The 20,408-nt window shown below is 59.6% G+C and carries 18 protein-coding genes; 12 read left to right on the top strand and 6 right to left on the bottom strand.

All coding sequences use genetic code 11. The features are described 5' to 3' along the window. Positions 1 to 81: 81 nt before the first annotated feature. Positions 82 to 1,533 carry an alanine/glycine:cation symporter family protein gene (locus tag H8F22_RS17555; protein WP_059181929.1) on the bottom strand — a complete coding sequence of 484 codons (1,452 nt, stop codon included), beginning with the start codon at positions 1,531 to 1,533 and terminating at the stop codon, positions 82 to 84. A 497-nt stretch (positions 1,534 to 2,030) separates the two neighbouring features. Then, positions 2,031 to 3,455: an aspartate ammonia-lyase gene (aspA, locus tag H8F22_RS17550; RefSeq protein WP_027926288.1), complete on the bottom strand. Its 1,425-nt coding sequence runs from the start codon at positions 3,453 to 3,455 to the stop codon at positions 2,031 to 2,033. A gap of 176 nt (positions 3,456 to 3,631) precedes the next feature. Between aspA and H8F22_RS17545 the strand changes: the two genes are divergently transcribed. From H8F22_RS17545 to H8F22_RS17525, 5 genes are all read left to right on the top strand, one after another. Continuing rightward, positions 3,632 to 4,540 (top strand): LysR substrate-binding domain-containing protein, encoded by a 909-nt coding sequence (locus tag H8F22_RS17545; protein ID WP_027926289.1) that lies wholly within the window; start codon positions 3,632 to 3,634, stop codon positions 4,538 to 4,540. A 243-nt stretch (positions 4,541 to 4,783) separates the two neighbouring features. Then, on the top strand, positions 4,784 to 5,275 hold the full coding sequence (purE, locus tag H8F22_RS17540; protein ID WP_008030713.1) for a 5-(carboxyamino)imidazole ribonucleotide mutase: 492 nt from the start codon (positions 4,784 to 4,786) through the stop codon (positions 5,273 to 5,275). Positions 5,276 to 5,286: 11 nt separating this feature from the next. Beyond that, entirely contained in the window at positions 5,287 to 6,369 is a 1,083-nt protein-coding gene (locus H8F22_RS17535; RefSeq protein WP_027926290.1) for a 5-(carboxyamino)imidazole ribonucleotide synthase, read from the top strand. 111 nt (positions 6,370 to 6,480) lie between these two features. Beyond that, positions 6,481 to 6,726 carry a GlsB/YeaQ/YmgE family stress response membrane protein gene (locus tag H8F22_RS17530; protein WP_027926291.1) on the top strand — a complete coding sequence of 82 codons (246 nt, stop codon included), beginning with the start codon at positions 6,481 to 6,483 and terminating at the stop codon, positions 6,724 to 6,726. A gap of 89 nt (positions 6,727 to 6,815) precedes the next feature. After that, positions 6,816 to 7,352: a DUF3299 domain-containing protein gene (locus H8F22_RS17525; RefSeq protein ID WP_059181930.1), complete on the top strand. Its 537-nt coding sequence runs from the start codon at positions 6,816 to 6,818 to the stop codon at positions 7,350 to 7,352. Between the two features lie 113 nt (positions 7,353 to 7,465). Here the strand turns inward: H8F22_RS17525 and H8F22_RS17520 are convergent, their stop codons facing one another. Both H8F22_RS17520 and H8F22_RS17515 read right to left on the bottom strand, forming a co-directional pair. Beyond that, entirely contained in the window at positions 7,466 to 8,365 is a 900-nt protein-coding gene (locus H8F22_RS17520) for a D-hexose-6-phosphate mutarotase (RefSeq protein WP_194940495.1), read from the bottom strand. Positions 8,366 to 8,422: 57 nt separating this feature from the next. Then, a complete protein-coding gene (locus H8F22_RS17515) occupies positions 8,423 to 8,827 on the bottom strand; it encodes an acyl-CoA thioesterase (protein WP_007942704.1) in 405 nt (134 codons plus the stop codon). Between the two features lie 364 nt (positions 8,828 to 9,191). On the opposite strand from H8F22_RS17515, the gene H8F22_RS17510 reads away from it, so the two are divergent. Beyond that, positions 9,192 to 10,490, top strand: coding sequence for an MFS transporter (locus H8F22_RS17510; protein ID WP_027926294.1), 1,299 nt, complete (start codon positions 9,192 to 9,194; stop codon positions 10,488 to 10,490). A gap of 9 nt (positions 10,491 to 10,499) precedes the next feature. On the opposite strand, the gene H8F22_RS17505 is transcribed toward H8F22_RS17510, so the two are convergent. Next, a complete protein-coding gene (locus tag H8F22_RS17505; RefSeq protein ID WP_059181931.1) occupies positions 10,500 to 10,991 on the bottom strand; it encodes a PIN domain-containing protein in 492 nt (163 codons plus the stop codon). Continuing rightward, positions 10,988 to 12,046, bottom strand: a complete 1,059-nt coding sequence (locus H8F22_RS17500; protein ID WP_059181932.1) for a helix-turn-helix domain-containing protein — start codon at positions 12,044 to 12,046, stop codon at positions 10,988 to 10,990. Before H8F22_RS17500 ends, H8F22_RS17505 begins: the two co-directional genes overlap by 4 nt. A 188-nt stretch (positions 12,047 to 12,234) precedes the next feature. Between H8F22_RS17500 and H8F22_RS17495 the strand changes: the two genes are divergently transcribed. From H8F22_RS17495 to H8F22_RS17470, 6 genes are all read left to right on the top strand, one after another. Then, entirely contained in the window at positions 12,235 to 13,236 is a 1,002-nt protein-coding gene (locus H8F22_RS17495) for a phosphate ABC transporter substrate-binding protein PstS (RefSeq protein ID WP_027926297.1), read from the top strand. A 199-nt stretch (positions 13,237 to 13,435) separates the two neighbouring features. Continuing rightward, positions 13,436 to 15,718: an ABC transporter permease subunit gene (locus tag H8F22_RS17490; protein ID WP_027926298.1), complete on the top strand. Its 2,283-nt coding sequence runs from the start codon at positions 13,436 to 13,438 to the stop codon at positions 15,716 to 15,718. A 15-nt stretch (positions 15,719 to 15,733) separates the two neighbouring features. Continuing rightward, entirely contained in the window at positions 15,734 to 17,404 is a 1,671-nt protein-coding gene (gene pstA, locus H8F22_RS17485; RefSeq protein WP_059181934.1) for a phosphate ABC transporter permease PstA, read from the top strand. 123 nt (positions 17,405 to 17,527) lie between these two features. Further along, positions 17,528 to 18,361, top strand: coding sequence for a phosphate ABC transporter ATP-binding protein PstB (gene pstB / locus H8F22_RS17480; RefSeq protein WP_027926300.1), 834 nt, complete (start codon positions 17,528 to 17,530; stop codon positions 18,359 to 18,361). Between the two features lie 120 nt (positions 18,362 to 18,481). After that, positions 18,482 to 19,243, top strand: coding sequence for a phosphate signaling complex protein PhoU (gene phoU, locus H8F22_RS17475; protein ID WP_008150055.1), 762 nt, complete (start codon positions 18,482 to 18,484; stop codon positions 19,241 to 19,243). 167 nt (positions 19,244 to 19,410) lie between these two features. Continuing rightward, on the top strand, positions 19,411 to 20,310 hold the full coding sequence (locus tag H8F22_RS17470; RefSeq protein ID WP_194940494.1) for a response regulator: 900 nt from the start codon (positions 19,411 to 19,413) through the stop codon (positions 20,308 to 20,310). Positions 20,311 to 20,408 lie beyond the last annotated feature (98 nt).

Raw genomic sequence — 20,408 nt, 5'->3', positions numbered from 1 at the left:
GAGAACAATGAGTTCCTGTGGGAGCGAGCAAGTCGAATCGTCGCACCGTCGCTCCCACATGGGATACCGCACTTTAACCGATCAGCGTTGCGCTGCGGGTACGCCTTGTGGCTCGGCTTCAGCCTTGGTGGCCGCCGCTGGCGGGTTGGCCGGCCAGGCTTTCAGGTCCAGGTCCAGATCCGGGAACTTGCTCGAATCGAACACCGGGGTCTTGATCCCGGCAGCACGCTGGTCATCGTAGTCACGCAGGATGCGCATGCCGACCTTGAACAGCAGGAACAGCGCGATCAGGTTCACGAACGCCAGCAGGGTCATGGTGATGTCGGCGAAGGCGAACACGGTGCTCAGGTTTTCGATGGCGCCCCAGAAGATCAACACCAATACCAATGCGCGGTAGCCGATCAGCGCCTTGCGGTTTTCACCGATCAGGAAGCGCAGGTTGCTCTCGCCCAGGTAGTAGTTGTAGAGAATCGAGGTAAACACGAACAACGACAGGGCCACGGAAATGAACATCCGGCCCCAGTCACCAACGACCGCTGCCAGCGAGTTCTGGGTCAGGGCAATGCCGTCGCCTTCGAAGCCCGGGGTGTAGAAGCCCGAGAGCAGAATCAGCAGCGCGGTGCAGGTGCAGATCACGAAGGTGTCGAGGAACACGCTGAACGCTTGAACGACACCCTGAGCAACCGGGTGTTCGACCGACGCGACTGCCGCCACGTTAGGCGCACTGCCCAGGCCCGCTTCGTTGGCAAACACGCCACGCTTCACGCCCATGACAATCGCGCTGCCGATCAGGCCGCCAAACGCCTGGTCGAGACCGAATGCGCTTTTAACGATGGTCATCAACATCGCCGGCACGTGATCGAATTGCAGCACGATCACGTAAATGGTCACGCCGATGTAGACCAGGGTTTTCACCGGCACCAACAGGTCGGCGACCTTGGCGATGCGCTTGATCCCGCCGATGAACACCAGGCCCAGCAATACCGCCAGCGCGATGCCGGTGTAAGTGGTGTCGAGGCCGAAGGCGTTGTTCAGCGAGTGGGTCACGGCGTGGGATTGCAGGCCGTTGAAGGCGAAGCCGAAGGTGATCAGCAGCAGGAACGCCATGATCATGCCCAGCCAGCGTTTTTGCAGGCCGTGCTGGATGTAATAGGACGGGCCGCCACGGTAGGTGCCGTCGGAGTCGCAGCGCTTGTAGAGCTGGCCGAGGGAACATTCGAAGAAGCTGCTGGACATGCCGACCAGCGCGGTCACCCACATCCAGAACACCGCACCGGGCCCGCCCAGGGTCACGGCAATCCCGACACCGGCGATGTTGCCCGCGCCGACGCGGCCGGCGAGGCTGAGCATCAAGGCCTGGAACGAACTGAGTTGCCCGGCGCTGCTTTTGAGGCTGTCGCCGAAGACCGCGAACATGTGGAAGAAGTGGCGCAATTGAACGAAACGCGAGCGGATCGTGAAGTAGCTACCGAGCCCGACAATGAGCACGATCAGTACTTTCCCTGAGAGGAAGTCGTTAATGACTTCGAGCATGGATTATTCCTCGCTGTTTTTTGTGTAGGCAAATGTTGGGCAGGCAGCAACATCGAGTTACACCGCTGTGCGCGTGGCACAACAGGTGAGGCGCGTGTTCGTCCCGGTCCCATTTCGCAGGTTTGTTATTAGTTCGGGTTTCGCATGGGTTTGGGCCTCGTTACCGACGACCGCTCATGCGAAGAGGGGCGGCACTATACCTAGGAGAGTGCCGTCCGTCTGCACAGTTGTGGTGCAAGCGATGACGAGAAGCCTTTGAAACACCTGACATTTTTGCGCCAGGCTTGTGTAGGCGTGAGCCTGCTCGCGATGCAGACACTGCGGTATTTCAGTGACACCGCGTTATCGTTCATCGCGAGCAGGCTCACTCCTACAGAAGACGGTTGTTCTTTCAAAAGTTAAAAAAAAGGGCCTGGGGAAATATCCCCAAGCCCTCAAAAGGTGAGAGGTGTCTAGTCCCTCGACCTGGTGAGCGGTGCTACAAGTAACGCGTCCGTTCAGGCTTTAAGCGGAACCAGACGCGGAGCAATCATGTTTTCCGGGCGCAGGATGTCGGCGAGCATGGCGTCGTCGAGCAAACCTTCTTCGCGCACCAGTTCCAGCACGCCGCGGCCGCTTTCGAGGGCGATACGGGCGATGCGGGTGGCGTTTTCATAGCCGATGTACGGGTTCAGTGCGGTGACCAGGCCGATCGAGTGCTCGACCAGTTCGCGGCAACGCTCTTCGTTCGCGGTGATGCCGGTGATGCAGTGCTCGCGCAGCATGTCCATGGCGCGTTGCAGCAGACGGATCGAGTCGAAGATCTTGAACGCGATCAGCGGCTCCATCACGTTCAGTTGCAACTGGCCGCCTTCGGCCGCGATGGTCAGCGCCAGGTCGTTACCGATGATCTGGAATGCCACCTGGTTAACGGCTTCCGGAATAACCGGGTTGACCTTGCCTGGCATGATCGAGCTGCCTGGCTGACGCGCTGGCAGGTTGATTTCGTTGATGCCGGTGCGTGGGCCGCTGGACAGCAGGCGCAGGTCGTTGCAGATCTTCGACAGTTTGACCGCGGTACGCTTGAGCATGCCGGAGAACAGTACGAAGGCGCCCATGTCGGACGTGGCTTCGATCAGGTCGGCGGCCGGAACCAGCGGTTGACCGCTGATCAGGGCCAGGCGCTGAACGGCCAGGTGCTGGTAACGCGGGTCGGCGTTGATGCCGGTACCGATCGCCGTACCACCCAGGTTCACTTCGGTCAGCAGCTCGGGTGCCAGTGTTTTCAGACGCGCCAGGTCTTCGCCCAGGGTCGTGGCGAAGGCACGGAATTCCTGGCCCAGGGTCATCGGCACGGCGTCTTGCAGCTGGGTACGACCCATCTTCAGGACGTGGCTGAATTCTTCACCTTTGGCGGCGAACGACTGGATCAGGCTGTCGAGGCTGGCCAGCAACGCGTCGTGACCCAGCAGCAGACCCAGGCGGATCGCCGTCGGGTAGGCGTCGTTGGTCGACTGCGCCATGTTCACGTCGTTGTTCGGGTGCAGGTATTGGTATTCGCCTTTCTGGTGACCCATGGCCTCCAGTGCGATGTTGGCGATGACTTCGTTGGCATTCATGTTGGTCGAAGTGCCAGCGCCGCCTTGAATCATGTCCACCACGAACTCTTCGTGGAAATCGCCGCGGATCAAACGTGCACAGGCTTCGCTGATGGCAGCGTGCTTGGCTTCGCTCAGGTGACCCAGTTCGCGGTTGGCGTCAGCGGCGGCCTGTTTGACCATCGCCAGACCGACAACCAGCTTCGGGTAATGCGAAATCGGAACGCCCGAGAGGCGGAAGTTATTCACCGCTCGCAGGGTCTGGATGCCGTAATACGCTTGCGCAGGTACTTCGAGTACGCCAAGCAGGTCTTTTTCTGTGCGGAAAGATGCAGCGGAGGACATGATAGAAATCATCTCGATATGGACCCGGTCTGTGCCGGAACACTGCAAATGCTAGGCTTGTGGAGAATTTTCGGCCAATGCTGTTAAACACTGGCCTATGCACATTCGGCATAATGCCCATGTGACGCCGCGTCTGTGGCGAGCGTGTGACCTTGGTGCGTGTCCGGGAGGGCGTGATGAATCTGGAAAGTAAATGGCTTGAGGACTTCAGCGCCCTGGCCGCCACTCGCAGCTTCTCCCAGGCTGCCGAACGACGCTTCGTGACGCAACCGGCGTTCAGCCGGCGGATCCGCAGCCTTGAAGCCGCGCTGGGGTTGCAACTGGTCAATCGCTCGCGCACGCCTATCGAGCTGACGGCGGCGGGGCAATTGTTTCTGGTGACGGCGCGGACCGTGGTCGAACAGCTGGGCGAAGTACTGCGCCATCTTCATCACCTCGAAGGCGGGCAGGGCGAAGTCATGCAAGTCGCCGCCGCTCACTCATTGGCGCTGGGCTTCTTTCCGCGCTGGATCGCGCAGTTGCGTAACGAAGGTTTGAACATCGCGACGCGTCTGGTTGCGACCAACGTCGGCGACGCGGTGCATGCCCTGCGTGAAGGCGGTTGCGATTTGATGCTGGCGTTCTACGACCCGGATGCGGCGTTGCAGATGGACCCGGAAATCTTCCCTTCGCTGCACCTCGGCCATACCGAAATGCTCCCGGTGTGCGCGGCGGATGCGGACGGCAAGCCGTTGTTCGATCTGGAAGGCGAGGGCAGCGTGCCTTTGCTCGCCTACAGCGCCGGCGCGTTTCTCGGTCGTTCGGTGAACATGCTGTTGCGCCAGCGGGCGCTGCGCTTCACCACTATTTATGAAACCGCCATGGCCGACAGCCTGAAAAGCATGGCGCTGGAAGGCTTGGGGATTGCCTGGGTGCCGCAACTCAGTGTGCGCGCCGAACTGGCTCGGGGTGAGCTGGTGGTGTGTGGTGGCCCGCAATGGCATGTGCCGCTGGAAATCCGCCTGTACCGCTGCGCACTGGTGCGCAAGGCCAACGTGCGATTGTTGTGGCGTAAGCTCGAAGGCGGCGCCGCGCAAGGCACTTGAACACACCGACGCTCCCACAAGGGATTTGTGGTGTAGTTGGCTGACTCGCAAGTCAATAAAACCGGCCCTTTGCGCCGTATGACAGATGGTCGTTTCGGGGGCTGTTTATCTGTGTCATTACGGTATACTGCGCGGCCTTCGGCCGGTTCGCCCGGCCATAATTCGTACAATCAAGCCACGCATCCTGCGTGGCTTGTTGTTTTTTGACGCGCCTGCGGGCGCCCAGAGAGAAGAGGCACGACGATGAGTGCACTGGTTGGCGTGATCATGGGCTCCAAGTCCGATTGGTCCACCCTTAGCCACACCGCCGATATGCTGGAAAAGCTCGGCATCCCTTACGAGGTGAAAGTGGTCTCTGCCCACCGCACCCCGGACCTGCTGTTCCAGTACGCCGAAGAGGCTGAGGCCCGTGGCATTGAGGTGATTATCGCCGGTGCCGGTGGCGCAGCCCATTTGCCAGGCATGTGTGCGGCCAAGACCCACCTGCCGGTGCTGGGCGTGCCGGTGCAGTCGGCGATGCTGTCCGGCGTCGATTCGCTGCTGTCCATCGTGCAGATGCCGGCCGGCATCCCGGTTGCGACCCTGGCCATCGGCAAGGCTGGCGCGATCAATGCCGCACTGCTGTCGGCGAGCATCCTGGGCGCCAAGCACCCGCAGTTCCACGAAGTGCTGAAAACTTTCCGTGCTGAGCAGACAGACAGCGTCCTGGACAATCCAGACCCACGCATCGCCTGAGGTTGTTGACGATGAAGATCGGTGTAATCGGTGGCGGCCAGTTGGGTCGCATGTTGGCGCTGGCGGGCACCCCGCTGGGTATGAACTTCGCTTTCCTGGACCCCGCGCCGGATGCTTGCGCAGCCGCGTTGGGCGAACACCTGCGGGCCGATTACGGCGATCAGGATCACCTGCGTCAGCTCGCCGATGAAGTCGATCTGGTGACCTTCGAGTTCGAAAGCGTCCCGGCCGAAACCGTGGCGTTCCTCTCGCAATTCGTGCCGGTCTACCCGAGCGCCGAAGCCCTGCGCATTGCCCGTGATCGCTGGTTCGAGAAGAGCATGTTCAAGGACCTGGGGATTCCGACCCCGGCGTTCGCCGACATCCAGTCGCAAGCCGATCTGGACGCCGCCGTGGCTTCGATCGGTCTGCCGGCCGTGCTGAAAACCCGCACCCTGGGTTACGACGGCAAGGGCCAGAAAGTCCTGCGCAAACCGGAAGACGTGGTCGGCACCTTCGCCGAGCTGGGCAGCGTTGCTTGCCTGCTGGAAGGCTTCGTGCCGTTCACTGGCGAAGTGTCGCTGATCGCCGTGCGCGCTCGCGATGGCGAAACCCGCTTCTATCCACTGGTTCACAACACCCACGACAGCGGCATCCTCAAGCTGTCCGTGGCCAGCACCGATCACCCGCTGCAAGCCCTGGCGGAAGACTATTCCAGCCGCGTGCTCAAGCAGCTGGAGTATGTCGGCGTGATGGCGTTCGAATTCTTTGAAGTCGACGGGGGTCTCAAGGCCAACGAAATCGCCCCGCGCGTACACAACTCCGGGCACTGGACCACCGAAGGCGCCGAGTGCAGCCAATTCGAAAACCACCTGCGCGCCGTTGCCGGTCTGCCGCTGGGTTCGACGGCCAAAATCGGTGAGAGCGCGATGCTCAACTTCATCGGCGTTGTACCGCCGGTGGAGAAGGTGATCGCGATTGCCGATTGCCATCTGCACCACTACGGCAAGGCGTTCAAGGCCGGTCGCAAGGTTGGTCACGCCAACCTGCGCTGTGCAGACCGCGAGACACTGGCGGCACAGATCCTCAAGGTCGAAGCGCTCATCGCCGAATAAGATAGTTTCATGTGGCCGCGGCGGAACCATTCTGGGGCCGCCGTTCTCTCATGGCAGGATGCCAAAGTCTGACTAGGCTTTCGCATAACCAACCAATCAGAGGGAAATGCCATGGGAATTATCGGAACCATCTTTATCGGCTTGATCGTTGGCCTGCTGGCTCGGTTCCTGAAACCGGGCGATGACAGCATGGGCTGGATCATGACCATCCTGCTCGGTATCGGCGGTTCGCTGGCGGCCACTTACGGCGGCCAGGCTCTGGGCATCTACCACGCGGGCGAAGGCGCTGGTTTCATCGGTGCGCTGGTTGGCGCGGTGGTGTTGCTGGTGATCTACGGTTTGATCAAAAAGAACTGATCCAAAGCGACAAAGCCCCCTCTGCGCCGCACGCAGAGAGGGCTAGAATGCTCGGCGACTTATCGCCTCTCCCTTTACCGAGCACCTCAATGCGCCGTCTTCTGTTGACTCTCCTTTTTCTGGGCAGTGGTTTGGCCCATGCCGGCGAACTGCCGGAAACCGACTGGCTGGAACTGATGCCCAAGTCGGACCAGAAAGCCCTCGAAGCCATGCCCGAGATCGACCACAACTCCCCTGAAGGCGATGGCACCTTTACTGCGAAAGGTGGCATGAAGCAGAGCAAAGGCTTGCCGGCGGTGATGTATTCGACCAAGACCGTGCCGTCGATGAACGACAAGAACATCCGCATCGGGGGTTACCCGGTGCCGCTTGAGTCCGACGCCAAGGGCCGCAGCACGCTGTTCTTCCTCGTGCCTTACCCGGGCGCCTGCATCCACGTGCCGCCACCGCCGCCGAACCAGTTGGTGCTGGTGCGTTATCCGAAGGGGTTGAAGCTGGATGACATCTATACACCACTGTGGGTAACCGGCACGTTGAAGATCGAGAAGGTCAACAACGACCTGGCTGATGCGGCGTATGCGCTGGATGCGGCGAAGGTGCGGGTAGTAAAAGAATCGGATCTGTAGGTGATCAAAATGTAGGAGTGAGCCTGCTCGCGATGGCGGTGTAACAGTCAACATTGATGTTGGATGTTATGGCTTCATCGCGAGCAAGCTCGCTCCCACATTGTTTTGCAGTGTTAGAGGGATTTGCTGGCGATGCTTACGCCCAAGGTATGGCTGGCACCCGGTGCCAGTGTCACCACATCACCCATCACATTCGCCGTCTCGATGCACAGCATCCGCTGCCAGCCATCGTCGGCCATGTCGCTGAACGCTGCCGCACGCTCGATCCACGGGTTCCAGATCACCGCTGCGCGCGACCCGCTGCTGGTCAGCTCGATGCGTCGCTCCCACGCCGGATCGACAATGCTCAGCGTCGTCGGGGGATCGAGGTAAATGCGATCAGTCTCGCCGGTAAACTGCAGGTCACCAGACTGAGTGACGGTTTTCCAGTCATCCAGCGTCTCGATGTAGCTCAAGCCATCCAGCCCTTCAACCTGCACGTTGCGTACATCGCTGACCGCGAAATAACTGTGCAGCGCCTGGCTGAGGGTGACGGTATCCGTGCCCTGGTTATGGCTGGTCAGGCTGATGTGTAGTTGCTCATCCAGACGAATGCTCAGCTTCAAATCCACCTGATGCGGCCACTGCGCAAAGCCACCTTCAGGGTAGGGCAGGACAAATTCCACCTTGAGGCTTTCGCCTTCGGCCTCAATGCCGCCCAACTCCCAATCCATTGCCCGGACAAAACCGTGGGCGCTCGGCGCTTCATGGCTGACGCGCATCGCCTGAACGCTCTGCGGGTTGCGTGCAAGGTTGCCGAACCACGGCCAGCACACCGGCATGCCGGCGCGGATGCTCTTGCCGGTCTTGAACACGGCCTCATCGTTGAGCCAGATCAGCGGCGGTTGGCCGGCCAATTGATAACTGAGGATGTGCGCGCCTTGCTGGGCGACCAACAATTCAGCCTGACCGTGGCGGATGCGCCAGCAGTTCAGTTCATCCAGTTTCACGGCTTCAACGTTGGGCGTGTTCATGGGACAACTCTCGATCGGGAACAATGACTGCAATGGACCGCAAAACCGCCTCAGCGTTTAACGCGCGCGGGGCGGAACCGAGCGAGTACGGCCGCTGCCGTCGATGGCGACGAACACAAACACCGCTTCAGTCACTTTACGCCACTCGCTGGACAGCGGATCGTCGCTCCAGACCTCGACCATCATCTTGATCGAGCTGCGGCCGATTTCCAGGGCCTGGGTATAAAAGGAGAGCTGGGCGCCCACCGCCACTGGAACCAGGAACGCCATGCGATCAATCGCAACGGTGGCAACACGCCCGCCAGCAACCTTGCTGGCCATGGCGGTGCCGGCCAAATCCATCTGCGCCACCAGCCAGCCGCCGAAAATATCGCCGAAGCCGTTGGTTTCGCGAGGAAGCGCGGTGATTTGCAGGGCCAGATCGCCTTGCGGGATTGGATCTTCTTGTTCGAGCTCTATCATGCCGGGGGTGCCTCTGACCCGTGACTCTTCGTTGGTACTTCAGGTGAATAGCCGCTTTCAAGAAAAACGATTCAGCCCCGAACATACTACGTTCGTCACGTTTTTCGTAAGGCGCCTAAAGGGAAACTCTGCGAAATCGACTGGTAGAGCCAGCAGCGTCTTCGCACAGCAACCCTTTCAAACTGTTGCAAGATCCCGAGTATATCGGTCGGTAGACTCCGAGACGACCGCCGGGTTCTCATTTTGACCGTCAAAAACGCACCTCTATGTGCTTTTTCGAACAATTTGTTATGGTGCCGGACCTGCCCAAGCCTCCGCCAGCGTTGTTGAGGTTGCAGATTCGACTATAAGAGAAGCCCTTGCCATGACCACAGCGCCCTCGAGCATCGCGCAGCCGACTCAACCCGCACGTCCCTTGACCCGCAACGACTACAAGACTCTATCGCTGTCTGCCCTGGGCGGTGCGTTGGAGTTCTACGACTTCATCATCTTCGTGTTCTTCGCCACGGTGGTGGGAAAACTGTTCTTCCCGGCGGACATGCCCGAGTGGCTGCGGCTGATGCAGACCTTCGGCATTTTCGCTGCCGGCTACCTGGCGCGCCCGTTGGGCGGCATCGTCATGGCGCACTTCGGCGACCTGCTGGGACGCAAGAAGATGTTCACCCTGAGCATCTTCATGATGGCGGTACCGACCCTGATCATGGGTTTGCTGCCGACTTATGCGCAGATTGGCATGTGGGCACCGATCCTCTTGCTGCTGATGCGGGTGATTCAAGGCGCAGCGATTGGCGGTGAAGTGCCCGGCGCGTGGGTCTTCGTTTCCGAACACGTGCCGCAACGGCATATCGGCTACGCCTGCGGCACCCTGACCAGCGGTCTGACGGCAGGCATTCTGCTGGGCTCGCTGGTCGCCACGGCGATCAACAGCATCTACACCCCCGTGGAAGTCTCGGATTACGCCTGGCGGATCCCGTTCCTGCTCGGTGGTGTGTTCGGCCTGTTCTCGGTGTACCTGCGCCGCTGGCTGCACGAAACCCCGGTGTTCGCCGAACTGCAACTGCGCAAGGCCCTGGCTGAAGAAGTGCCGCTACGCGCCGTACTGCGTGACCATCGCGGGGCGATCCTGATTTCCATGCTGCTGACCTGGCTGCTGTCCGCCGGCATCATCGTGGTCATCCTGATGACCCCGACCGTGTTGCAGACCGTTTACCACTTCTCGCCGACCACGGCGTTGCAGGCCAACAGCCTGGCGATTGTGTTCCTCAGCCTGGGCTGTGTGGCGTCCGGTGCGCTGGCGGATCGCTTTGGTGCCGGACGGGTGTTCGTGTTTGGCAGCGCCGCGTTGCTGATCAGCTCGTGGACGTTCTATCACAGCCTGTTCAATCACCCGGACTGGCTGTTCCCGATGTATGCCTTGACCGGTTTGCTGGTGGGCACCATCGGCGCGGTGCCGTACGTGATGGTGAAGGCCTTCCCGGCGGTGGTGCGGTTCAGCGGGTTGTCGTTCTCGTACAACCTGGCCTACGCGATTTTCGGTGGTTTGACGCCGATGGTGGTGACGTTGCTGCTGAAGGAGAGCCCGATGGGGCCTGCCTATTATGTGGCGATCATTTGCGGGGTCGGGATTGTGGTGGGTGGGTATCTCTGGAAGAAGGGGCGCTAACCGTCGCCATCAAGGCTTTCGCCAGCGCGAAAGCCTTGCCTCACACTCGCCTGACGGTAAACGTGCTCCGCGCATAAGCATGTCCTCCAAAGCATCCGCAGCCTGCTGCAATCCAACAACCTGGCAGTCAACCATCAGGTCCAGCAGCCAAAGTGCACCGTGTACCTGTAGCCCATCCTTTTGTGCCTGCTTTCTAAGTTTGCCGTCCCCCGTCAATAACGGTCGACCTGTTTGCTGAGCCAGTAGATAGCAGGAAACGTCTGCCAGAGAGCTGTTGTTATGTTCGATTTTCAGACTGAACAGCCGTGCCACTTCCGGACCCTCGAATGATTCGACTATTAACCCGTGGGCTAGCAATTCGTCGTGCGGAAAATCTTCGAGCTCGTGCAGTACGAAATCTGTGCAGCAAAGAGTGAACGGCAGTCTGAACATCTGTTCCAGCAGCCCTGCATTCCTGAAATCGATCCAGATATTCGTATCGCTGATGTAGATCAGAGTCATGCACTCTCCAGTGAGCCCAGGAAGTTGGGATCTAAAGCGCTCACTGGTTTGCGTAGAAGTTCAGCTGCACGGGATTTGGTGATCAATCCTTCGGCCAATCCCCAAAACACCAACGACTCAAAACGTTGTGGAGGTTTGCACGGCAATGGCTCTGGCTCGGCCTTGCGCCAGCCGTTCGAGCTGAATTGAATGGTGAGGGATTTGTAACCGCCGTCGCTGAGAAGATTTAAATCCTTGAGGCGCCGCAGTGCTGCGTGCATCGAAATTCCATATTGGCGCTTGGCGATGAGCAGTTCCCGGGGATGAACCCTGGAGCGAGGGTGGTTACCAAAGTCACTGGTGACACCTTTGGCCGGATAGAGGAAGGCCCCCGCGAAACGATGGCAGCAGTTTTCCTTTTCTCTTTCGGGCATTTCTTCGGGTAACTGCATGACCCAATGACCCAGCTCATGGGCAGCGGTGAAGCGTATGCGTTCGCCAGGACGCTCGGCGTTGAGCGCGATCAGGACATGACGACCGTCACCGGTAGCGGCGCAGGCCCCATCAAAGTCATCTGGCCCCATGAGCATGGCTACCTTGATGCTGTGCTCTTCCAATTGCTCGGTAAGGTTGGAGATGGGATCACTGCCGATCTTCCAGAACTCACGCAGTTGTTCGGCCGCGCGTTCAGCTTCCTCTATAGAGGAAACCGGTAGCATTTGCGCTGGGGTGGCCGGAGTATGGATGTCTGCCGGGTCGAAGCAATCCTCCAGAGCGATGTAGCGCTCGAGATGCTCACGAATCTGTTCTTCGACTTGAACCTGGCGGTACTTCGGCATTTTCGCCAGTTTGCGAAACTCTAACGGTGCAAGTGGCACAGCCTCCGCGCGGAAAAAGTACTCAGGACTGACCTCCAATACTTTTGCCATTTGTAACAGGCGTGCGGAGTTTGGAGTGCTTGACCCTTTCTCGTATTTGCTGAGGCCTTGCTTGGTGATATCGCCAAGCTTGAGTGCTAAAGCCTCTAGAGACATGCCCCGCAGTAGGCGGGCGCGGCGAATTCGGTCGTTAATCATGGGGTCCTCTCGTGGTTGACAAGGCTATCTTCTAGTTATGATTTGTCAACCTGCGCTGCAAGGCTGGATGTATCCGGCACTCGAATGCTGGCCTTTCATCCAATTGTCATATTTCAGCCATAGAGTGTTCACACGGCCTGCTGATACTTGGCCCCGACTTAACACACCCTATCTGCTAGGAGTAAGGCATGAAACTGAAGCGTTTGATGGCGGCAATGACTTTTGTCGCTGCTGGCGTTGCGACTGCCAATGCGGTTGCCGCTGTTGACCCTGCTATCCCGAGCTACACCAAGACCACTGGTGTGTCGGGCAACCTGTCCAGCGTCGGCTCCGATACCCTGGCCAACCTCATGACCCTCTGGGCTGAGAACTACAAAAAAGAATACCCGAACGTCAACATCCAGATTCAGGCCGCGGGCTCTGCCACCGCGCCACCTGCGCTGACTGAAGGTACCTCTAACCTGGGCCCGATGAGCCGCAAGATGAAGGACACCGAACTGGCTGCCTTCGAACAGAAGTACGGCTACAAACCAACCGCTATCCCGGTTGCCGTGGACGCCCTGGCTGTCTTCGTTCACAAAGACAACCCGATCCAGCACCTGACCATGGAACAAGTCGACGCGATCTTCTCGTCCACTCGTCTGTGCGGCGCTAAAACCGACGTCAAAACCTGGGGCGACCTGGGCGTGACCGGCGACCTGGCCAACAAGCCGGTTCAACTGTTCGGTCGTAACTCGGTATCCGGCACCTACGGCTACTTCAAAGAAGAAGCCCTGTGCAAAGGCGACTACAAGCCAAACGTGAACGAACAACCTGGCTCGGCTTCGGTCGTGCAGTCGATCAGCTCCTCGCTGAACGGCATCGGTTACTCGGGCATCGGCTACAAAACGGCTTCCGTGAAGACAGTGGCTCTGGCCAAGAAGGGCAGCACTGAGTTCATCGAAGACAGCGAAGAAAACGCACTGAACGGCAAATACCCGCTGTCGCGTTTCCTCTACGTTTACGTCAACAAAGCCCCGAACAAGCCTCTGGCCCCGCTGGAAGCCGAGTTCGTGAAACTGGTTCTGTCCAAACAGGGCCAGGAAGTTGTAGTGAAAGACGGTTACATCCCACTGCCAGCCAAAGTCGCAGCCAAAGCACTGGCTGACCTGGGTCTGTCGGAAGGCGGCGCTGAAGTCGCAAAAAAGTAACAAATTGATTCGAGGTTAACCTCGGATCCTGTGGGAGCGTGGCTTGCCCGCGATGGCCGTAACCCGGTCTCCCGGCAAGCCAGGGCTCTTGCTCCCACACCCCCAAATTTCCGGTCCTCTGCCAGTTCCCGCTGGCGGCGGACTTGTTGCGTCACTGCATTGTCATCTTTCTGTCATACAGGATCGCTAGGGTGTGCGCATGAATGATCTGGCCAATTCCACCATGACTACGAATCCCCCCAAGCGAATTGATTTCAATACGCCTGAGCTGCAACGCAAGCGCCGCATTCGCGCGCTCAAAGATCGCCTGACCCGTTGGTACGTCCTTGTTGGCGGCCTCGCTGTCCTCGGCGCGATCACGCTGATTTTCTTCTTCCTTGCCTACGTCGTCGCGCCCCTGTTCCAGGGTGCCAACCTGACCGCCAAGGACGCCATCACGCCCGCCTGGATGCAAGACGCCGGCAAGCCGTTGATGATCTCCCTCGAAGAACAGAACCAGGTCGCCATGCGGGTTTCCGACAAGGGCCAGGCGCTGTTCTTTGATATCGACAGTGGCGCTGAACTCAAGCGATTCGATCTGCCGTTGCCCGCCGGTGTCAGCGTGACCTCCATCGGTGAAGACCAACCGGGCCATCCATTGGTGGCTGTGGGTCTGTCCAACGGTCAGGCACTGGTGTTCCGTCACACCTATAAAGTCAGCTACCCGGACGGCAAGAAAACCATCTCGCCGGCCATCGAATACCCGTATGGCCAGACGCCGATTGCCCTGAACGAAGCGGGCGGCGCGCTGGAGCACATCAGCCTCAACGCCAACGATTCGACGCTGATGCTGGTCGGCGCAACCGGTTCGCAACTCAATGTTTTGTCGCTGACCAGCGAAGAAAACATGATGACCGGTGAAGTCACCAACGAGCAGAAGCGTATCGACCTGCCGCAGATGACCGAGGCGGTGAAGAACATCTTCGTCGACCCGCGTCAGCAGTGGCTGTACGTGATCAACGGGCGTGCTCAGGCCGACGTGTTCAGTCTGCGCGACAAGAGCCTCAACGGTCGCTACAAACTGCTTGAAGACGGCGAAGCGCAAATCACTGCCAGTACCCAACTGGTGGGCGGTATCTCGCTGATCCTCGGCGACTCCAAAGGTGGTCTGGCCCAGTGGTTCATGGCGCGCGACCCCGACGGCGAGCTGCGCCTGAAGCAGATTCGTACGTTCCAGATGGGCACCACGCCAATTGTTGAAATCAGCGCTGAAGAACGTCGCAAAGGCTTCGTCGCCCTCGACGCCTCCGGCAAACTCGGCGTGTTCCACAGCACTGCTCACCGCACCTTGCTGGTGGATCAGGTCGTGGAAGGCCAGGGCCTGTTCGGTCTGTCGCCACGCGCCAACCGCATCATTGTCGAAGCGGGCGGCAAGATTCAGCCGCTGCTGCTGGACAACCCGCACCCGGAAGTGTCCTGGAGCGCGTTGTGGAGCAAGGTCTGGTACGAGAACTACGACGAGCCTAAATACGTCTGGCAATCGACCGCCGCCAACACTGACTTCGAACCGAAGATGAGCTTGTCTCCGCTGACCTTCGGTACCTTGAAGGCCGCCTTCTACGCCATGCTGCTGGCGGCACCGCTGGCCGTCGCTGCGGCGATCTACACCGCGTACTTCATGGCCCCGAGCCTGCGCCGCAAGGTCAAGCCGGTGATCGAACTGATGGAAGCGATGCCGACGGTGATCCTCGGTTTCTTCGCCGGCCTGTTCCTCGCTCCGTATGTAGAAGGGCATTTGCCGGGCATCTTCAGCCTGCTGATGCTCCTGCCGATCGGCATCCTGGTCGCCGGTTTCACCTTCAGTCGCCTGCCTGAGTCGATCCGCCTGAAAGTGCCGGACGGCTGGGAAAGCGCGATCCTGATCCCGGTGATCCTGTTTGTAGGCTGGCTCTCGCTGTACATGAGCCCGTACATGGAAACCTGGTTCTTCGGCGGCGACATGCGCATGTGGATCTCCCACGACCTGGGCATCACCTACGATCAGCGCAACGCACTGGTCGTCGGCCTGGCCATGGGCTTCGCGGTCATCCCGAACATCTACTCCATCGCCGAAGACGCCGTGTTCAGCGTACCTCGTGGCTTGACCCTCGGCTCCCTGGCCCTCGGCGCCACGCCGTGGCAGACCATGACCCGCGTGGTGATCCTCACCGCCAGCCCGGGCATCTTCTCGGCACTGATGATCGGCATGGGCCGTGCGGTCGGTGAAACCATGATCGTGTTGATGGCCACCGGTAACACCCCGGTCATGGAAATGAACCTGTTCGAAGGCCTGCGCACCCTGGCGGCCAACGTTGCGGTGGAAATGCCCGAATCGGAAGTCGGCGGCAGCCACTACCGCGTGCTGTTCCTCTCGGCGCTGGTGCTGCTGTTGTTCACCTTCATCATGAACACCCTCGCAGAACTGATTCGTCAGCGTCTGCGCAAGAAATACTCGTCGCTTTAAGAAAGGTAGAAGTCTGTGAAACAGAACTCCCTGAATGGATGGTTCAAGAGCGGCGCCCCGGGCGTCTGGATCAGCGGTGGCGCGGTGTCCATCGCGGTCATCATGACCATTGGCCTGCTGGCCGTGATTGCCGTGCGCGGCCTGGGTCACTTCTGGCCGGCGGATTTGATTCACGCCAGCTACGACGTGCCGGGCCAGGCCAATCACCTGGTCATCGGCGAAGTGGTACAGAAGGAAGAAGTGCCGCGTGAGCGCCTGAAAAGCGCTGGCCTGCCGGTACCCGATCAGGGCCCGGAGTTCATGACCCGCGAGCTGATCAAAGTCGGTAACCGTGACTTGAACGGCAACGACTTCACCTGGATCGTCGGCGAGTGGCTGACCAACCAGAAAAACCCGCCTGAGCTGATGACCATCGAGCGTCGCGAGTGGGGCAACTTCTACGGCTACCTGGTCAACCTCAAACAGGACGGCAAAGTCATCGCTGAAGGCGAAGCGGCCTGGCCGGAACTGCAGGCGCGTGTTGATCGCGTGAACAAGCTCGCGGCACAGCTCAAGACCCTGGAAAAGGTCGACATCGGCGCCATCAACTCGGGTCTGGAACGCATTCGTCTGCACGGTCGCAAACTGGAACTGGCCGGCAAACTCGACGCCGCCGCGCAAGCGGACATGGATGCCGAGCGCGCCGAGCTGAATGCACGTTATCAAGACATCGAAGCCCGTCTGAATGACCTGCACGCCCAGTTCAACCGCGACAGCCTCACGGCCCGCGATGCGAACGGCAAGGAAGTCGAAATCAGCATCGGCAAGGTAGTTCACGCTTACCAGCCGAACGCCATGGGCACGATGACCAAGGTCGGTTTCTACTTCAGCAAGGTCTGGGAATTCCTGTCCGACGACCCGCGTGAAGCGAATACCGAGGGCGGGATCTTCCCGGCGATTTTCGGCACCGTGATGATGACGTTGATCATGGCGATGATCGTGACGCCATTCGGCGTGCTGGCAGCGGTTTACCTGCGTGAATACGCCAAGCAGAACACGTTGACCCGGATTATCCGCATCGCGGTGAACAACCTGGCGGGCGTACCGGCCATTGTTTACGGCGTGTTCGGTCTGGGGTTCTTCGTCTATGTACTGGGCGGCTCGGTTGACCGGTTGTTCTTCCCTGAAGCCTTGCCGGCACCGACCTTCGGTACACCGGGTCTGCTCTGGGCCTCGCTGACCCTGGCACTGCTGGCCGTACCGGTGGTGATCGTGGCCACCGAAGAAGGCCTGGCGCGGATTCCTCGCACCGTGCGTGAAGGCTCGTTGGCCCTCGGCGCGACCAAGGCAGAAACCTTGTGGAAGATCGTGCTGCCGATGGCCAGCCCCGCGATGATGACCGGCATGATCCTCGCCGTGGCGCGTGCCGCCGGTGAAGTGGCGCCGCTGATGCTGGTGGGTGTGGTGAAACTGGCGCCGTCGCTGCCGCTGGATGGCAACTACCCGTACCTTCACCTTGACCAGAAGATCATGCACCTGGGCTTCCATATTTATGACGTCGGCTTCCAGAGCCCGAACGTCGAAGCCGCGCGGCCGCTGGTATACGCCACGGCACTGCTGCTGGTACTGGTGATCGCCACGCTGAACCTGTCGGCCGTCTACATCCGGAACCACCTGCGCGAGAAATACAAAGCGCTGGATAGCTAAGTTAATTGGTCGCCGCTGTCCCTTGAGGGAGCTGGTGTCAGACAGAGATTTTGAGTAAGCCGCTGGCCCGAATACCAAGCCAGCGGTTCAACGAACCGAATTTGTTAGCACAGGGAGCCTCCCATGCAGCACGAAACACATACCCACGGCATCAACATGTCGGCGTTGGGTCGCGACAAACAGAGCCTGAGTCTCGAGCAGGAAACCGTGGCCATTGAAGTGCCGGGCCTGAGCCTGTTCTACGGCGAGAAACAAGCGCTGTACGACGTCAGCATGAACATCCCGAAACAGCGTGTGACCGCGTTCATCGGCCCGTCCGGCTGCGGTAAATCCACGCTGCTGCGGACCTTCAACCGCATGAACGACCTGGTGGATGGCTGCCGTGTCGAAGGCGCGATCAACCTCTACGGCAACAACATCTACCGCAAGGGCGAAGACGTGGCCGAACTGCGTCGTCGCGTGGGCATGGTGTTCCAGAAGCCGAACCCGTTCCCGAAAACCATCTACGAAAACGTTGTGTATGGCCTGCGCATCCAGGGCATCAACAAGAAGCGCATCCTCGACGAAGCCGTTGAATGGGCGTTGAAAGGCGCGGCGCTGTGGGACGAGGTCAAGGACCGTCTGCATGAATCGGCACTGGGTCTGTCCGGTGGCCAGCAACAACGTCTGGTCATCGCGCGCACCATCGCCGTGGAACCGGAAGTGCTGCTGCTCGACGAACCGTGCTCGGCACTCGACCCGATCTCCACGCTGAAAGTCGAAGAGCTGATCTACGAACTGAAATCGAAATTCACCATCGTCATCGTGACCCACAACATGCAACAGGCCGCGCGGGTTTCCGACTACACGGCGTTCATGTACATGGGCAAACTGGTGGAATTCGGCGACACCGACACCCTGTTCACCAATCCGGCGAAGAAACAGACCGAAGACTACATCACGGGGCGGTACGGCTAGCCGTACAGCTGCAAGCCGCAAGCTTCAAGCGGCAAGAAAGAAGCGGTGCGATATCAGGACTTATACATAACTGCTTGAAGCTTGCAGCTTGAAGCTTGCAACTTTCGCGGAGCGAAACAGATGATTAGTAAAGAAGGCCTTACCCACCACATTTCTGCGCAGTTCAACGCTGAACTGGAGGAAGTGCGCAGCCACCTCCTGGCCATGGGCGGGTTGGTGGAAAAGCAGGTCAACGACGCGGTGACCGCGCTGATCGAAGCCGACTCCGGTCTGGCCCAGCAGGTTCGCGAGATCGACGACCAGATCAACCAGATGGAACGCAACATCGACGAAGAATGCCTGCGCATTCTGGCCCGTCGTCAGCCGGCAGCGTCTGACTTGCGCCTGATCATCAGCATCTCCAAGTCGGTCATCGACCTGGAACGCATCGGTGACGAAGCGACCAAGATTGCCCGCCGCGCCATTCAGTTGTGCGAAGAAGGCGAAGCGCCGCGCGGTTACGTCGAGGTTCGCCACATTGGCGATCAGGTGCGCAACATGGTGCGCGATGCGCTGGACGCGTTTGCCCGTTTCGACGCCGACCTGGCGCTGTCGGTGGCGCAGTACGACAAGATCATCGACCGCGAATACAAGACCGCCCTGCGTGAGCTGGCGACCTACATGATGGAAGACCCACGCTCTATCTCGCGGGTCTTGAGCATTATCTGGGTGTTGCGTTCGCTGGAACGGATCGGCGACCACGCGCGCAATATCTCGGAACTGGTGATTTACCTGGTGCGCGGCACCGACGTGCGTCACCTGGGCCTCAAGCGCATGAAAGAAGAAGTTGAAGGAACAAGCGGTGAAACCGCTAATGTTCCGGGCAAAGCTGACGATAAGTAAGACTGCCCAAGAAAAACGCCCGGTCCTTTGGCCGGGCGTTTTTGTGTGTGGTTTTCGACGTTACTAGCAGCACCCGCGAACGAAAAGTCCCGGCGTGACTGAAGGTTTTTGGCAATGTGCCATCAGCAAAACGGTATGCTTGCCGGGATTTTTTCGAGGGGTGATGGATGAGCAAGATCAGCGTGTTGGTGGTGGACGATGCAGCGTTCATTCGTGACCTGGTAAAGAAAGCCCTGCGCAACTACTTCCCGGGCATTCGCACGGAAGACGCGATCAACGGCAGAAAGGCTCAGGCCATGCTGGCCAAGGAGACGTTCGACCTGGTCCTGTGCGATTGGGAAATGCCGGAAATGTCAGGCCTGGAACTGCTGACCTGGTGTCGCCAGCAGGACCACCTCAAGACCATGCCCTTCGTGATGGTCACCAGCCGTGGCGACAAGGAGAACGTGGTCCAGGCGATTCAGGCCGGCGTTTCCGGCTACGTCAGCAAGCCCTTCACCAACGAACAACTGCTGACCAAGGTCAAGCAGGCGTTGAACAAGGTCGGCAAACTGGACGCCCTGATGAGCGGCGCGCCGGCGAAAATGAACTCGGCCTTCGGCAACGATACCCTCAGCGCCTTGACCGGCGGCAAACCGGCCGTGATCGCACCGACGCCAGCTGCCGCCCCGTCTCGTGGTTTGCTCAACAGCCCACCGGTCAAGGCCCCGGCTGCCGTCGCGCCTGCCAGTGGTCGTGGTCAAGGCCAGCTGCGCTTGCCGAGCGGCATCCAGCAATGCGTGATCAAGGCCTTGAGCATCAAGGAAGCGCTGCTGGTGGTTAAGCGCACCGACACGCTGCCACAAATCCTCGACAGCGCGGTGCTCGACCTGGAGCAGGGCGAGAACGCTGAAATCGCGCGCCTGAACGGTTACCTGCACGCTGTCGTCGCCCATGAGCCGAAACCGGACAGCGACTGGTTGCAACTGACCTTCCGCTTCGTCGACCAGGACGCGCAAAAACTCGACTACATCTCCCGCCTGATTGCTCGTGGTACGGCACAGAAGCACTTCATTCCTGGCGCGTAATCTTCGTCGCCTGACAGTCCGCTTTCGCCAGCAGGCTCCCACACCGGAATGCATTCCCCTGTGGGAGCGAGCTTGCTCGCGATGGGGCCCTCAAAATC

Source organism: Pseudomonas mucoides (assembly GCF_015461845.1).
Taxonomy (GTDB): Bacteria; Pseudomonadota; Gammaproteobacteria; order Pseudomonadales; family Pseudomonadaceae; genus Aquipseudomonas; species Aquipseudomonas mucoides.
Note: the sequence above shows the minus strand (reverse complement) of the source record. Positions and strands in the feature narration are given on the sequence as shown.

Excerpts from the sequence above, each read along its gene's own strand:
- purE (WP_008030713.1), top strand. The coding sequence starts at position 4,784 with ATGAGTGCACTGGTTGGCGTGATCATGGGCTCCAAGTCCGATTGGTCC.
- H8F22_RS17500 (WP_059181932.1), bottom strand. The coding sequence starts at position 12,046 with ATGATTAACGACCGAATTCGCCGCGCCCGCCTACTGCGGGGCATGTCT.
- aspA (WP_027926288.1), bottom strand. The coding sequence starts at position 3,455 with ATGTCCTCCGCTGCATCTTTCCGCACAGAAAAAGACCTGCTTGGCGTA.
- H8F22_RS17515 (WP_007942704.1), bottom strand. The coding sequence starts at position 8,827 with ATGATAGAGCTCGAACAAGAAGATCCAATCCCGCAAGGCGATCTGGCC.
- phoU (WP_008150055.1), top strand. The coding sequence starts at position 18,482 with ATGATTAGTAAAGAAGGCCTTACCCACCACATTTCTGCGCAGTTCAAC.
- H8F22_RS17505 (WP_059181931.1), bottom strand. The coding sequence starts at position 10,991 with ATGACTCTGATCTACATCAGCGATACGAATATCTGGATCGATTTCAGG.
- H8F22_RS17530 (WP_027926291.1), top strand. The coding sequence starts at position 6,481 with ATGGGAATTATCGGAACCATCTTTATCGGCTTGATCGTTGGCCTGCTG.
- H8F22_RS17510 (WP_027926294.1), top strand. The coding sequence starts at position 9,192 with ATGACCACAGCGCCCTCGAGCATCGCGCAGCCGACTCAACCCGCACGT.
- H8F22_RS17490 (WP_027926298.1), top strand. The coding sequence starts at position 13,436 with ATGAATGATCTGGCCAATTCCACCATGACTACGAATCCCCCCAAGCGA.
- H8F22_RS17495 (WP_027926297.1), top strand. The coding sequence starts at position 12,235 with ATGAAACTGAAGCGTTTGATGGCGGCAATGACTTTTGTCGCTGCTGGC.
- H8F22_RS17535 (WP_027926290.1), top strand. The coding sequence starts at position 5,287 with ATGAAGATCGGTGTAATCGGTGGCGGCCAGTTGGGTCGCATGTTGGCG.
- H8F22_RS17525 (WP_059181930.1), top strand. The coding sequence starts at position 6,816 with ATGCGCCGTCTTCTGTTGACTCTCCTTTTTCTGGGCAGTGGTTTGGCC.
- pstB (WP_027926300.1), top strand. The coding sequence starts at position 17,528 with ATGCAGCACGAAACACATACCCACGGCATCAACATGTCGGCGTTGGGT.
- H8F22_RS17555 (WP_059181929.1), bottom strand. The coding sequence starts at position 1,533 with ATGCTCGAAGTCATTAACGACTTCCTCTCAGGGAAAGTACTGATCGTG.
- H8F22_RS17545 (WP_027926289.1), top strand. The coding sequence starts at position 3,632 with ATGAATCTGGAAAGTAAATGGCTTGAGGACTTCAGCGCCCTGGCCGCC.
- H8F22_RS17520 (WP_194940495.1), bottom strand. The coding sequence starts at position 8,365 with ATGAACACGCCCAACGTTGAAGCCGTGAAACTGGATGAACTGAACTGC.
- H8F22_RS17470 (WP_194940494.1), top strand. The coding sequence starts at position 19,411 with ATGAGCAAGATCAGCGTGTTGGTGGTGGACGATGCAGCGTTCATTCGT.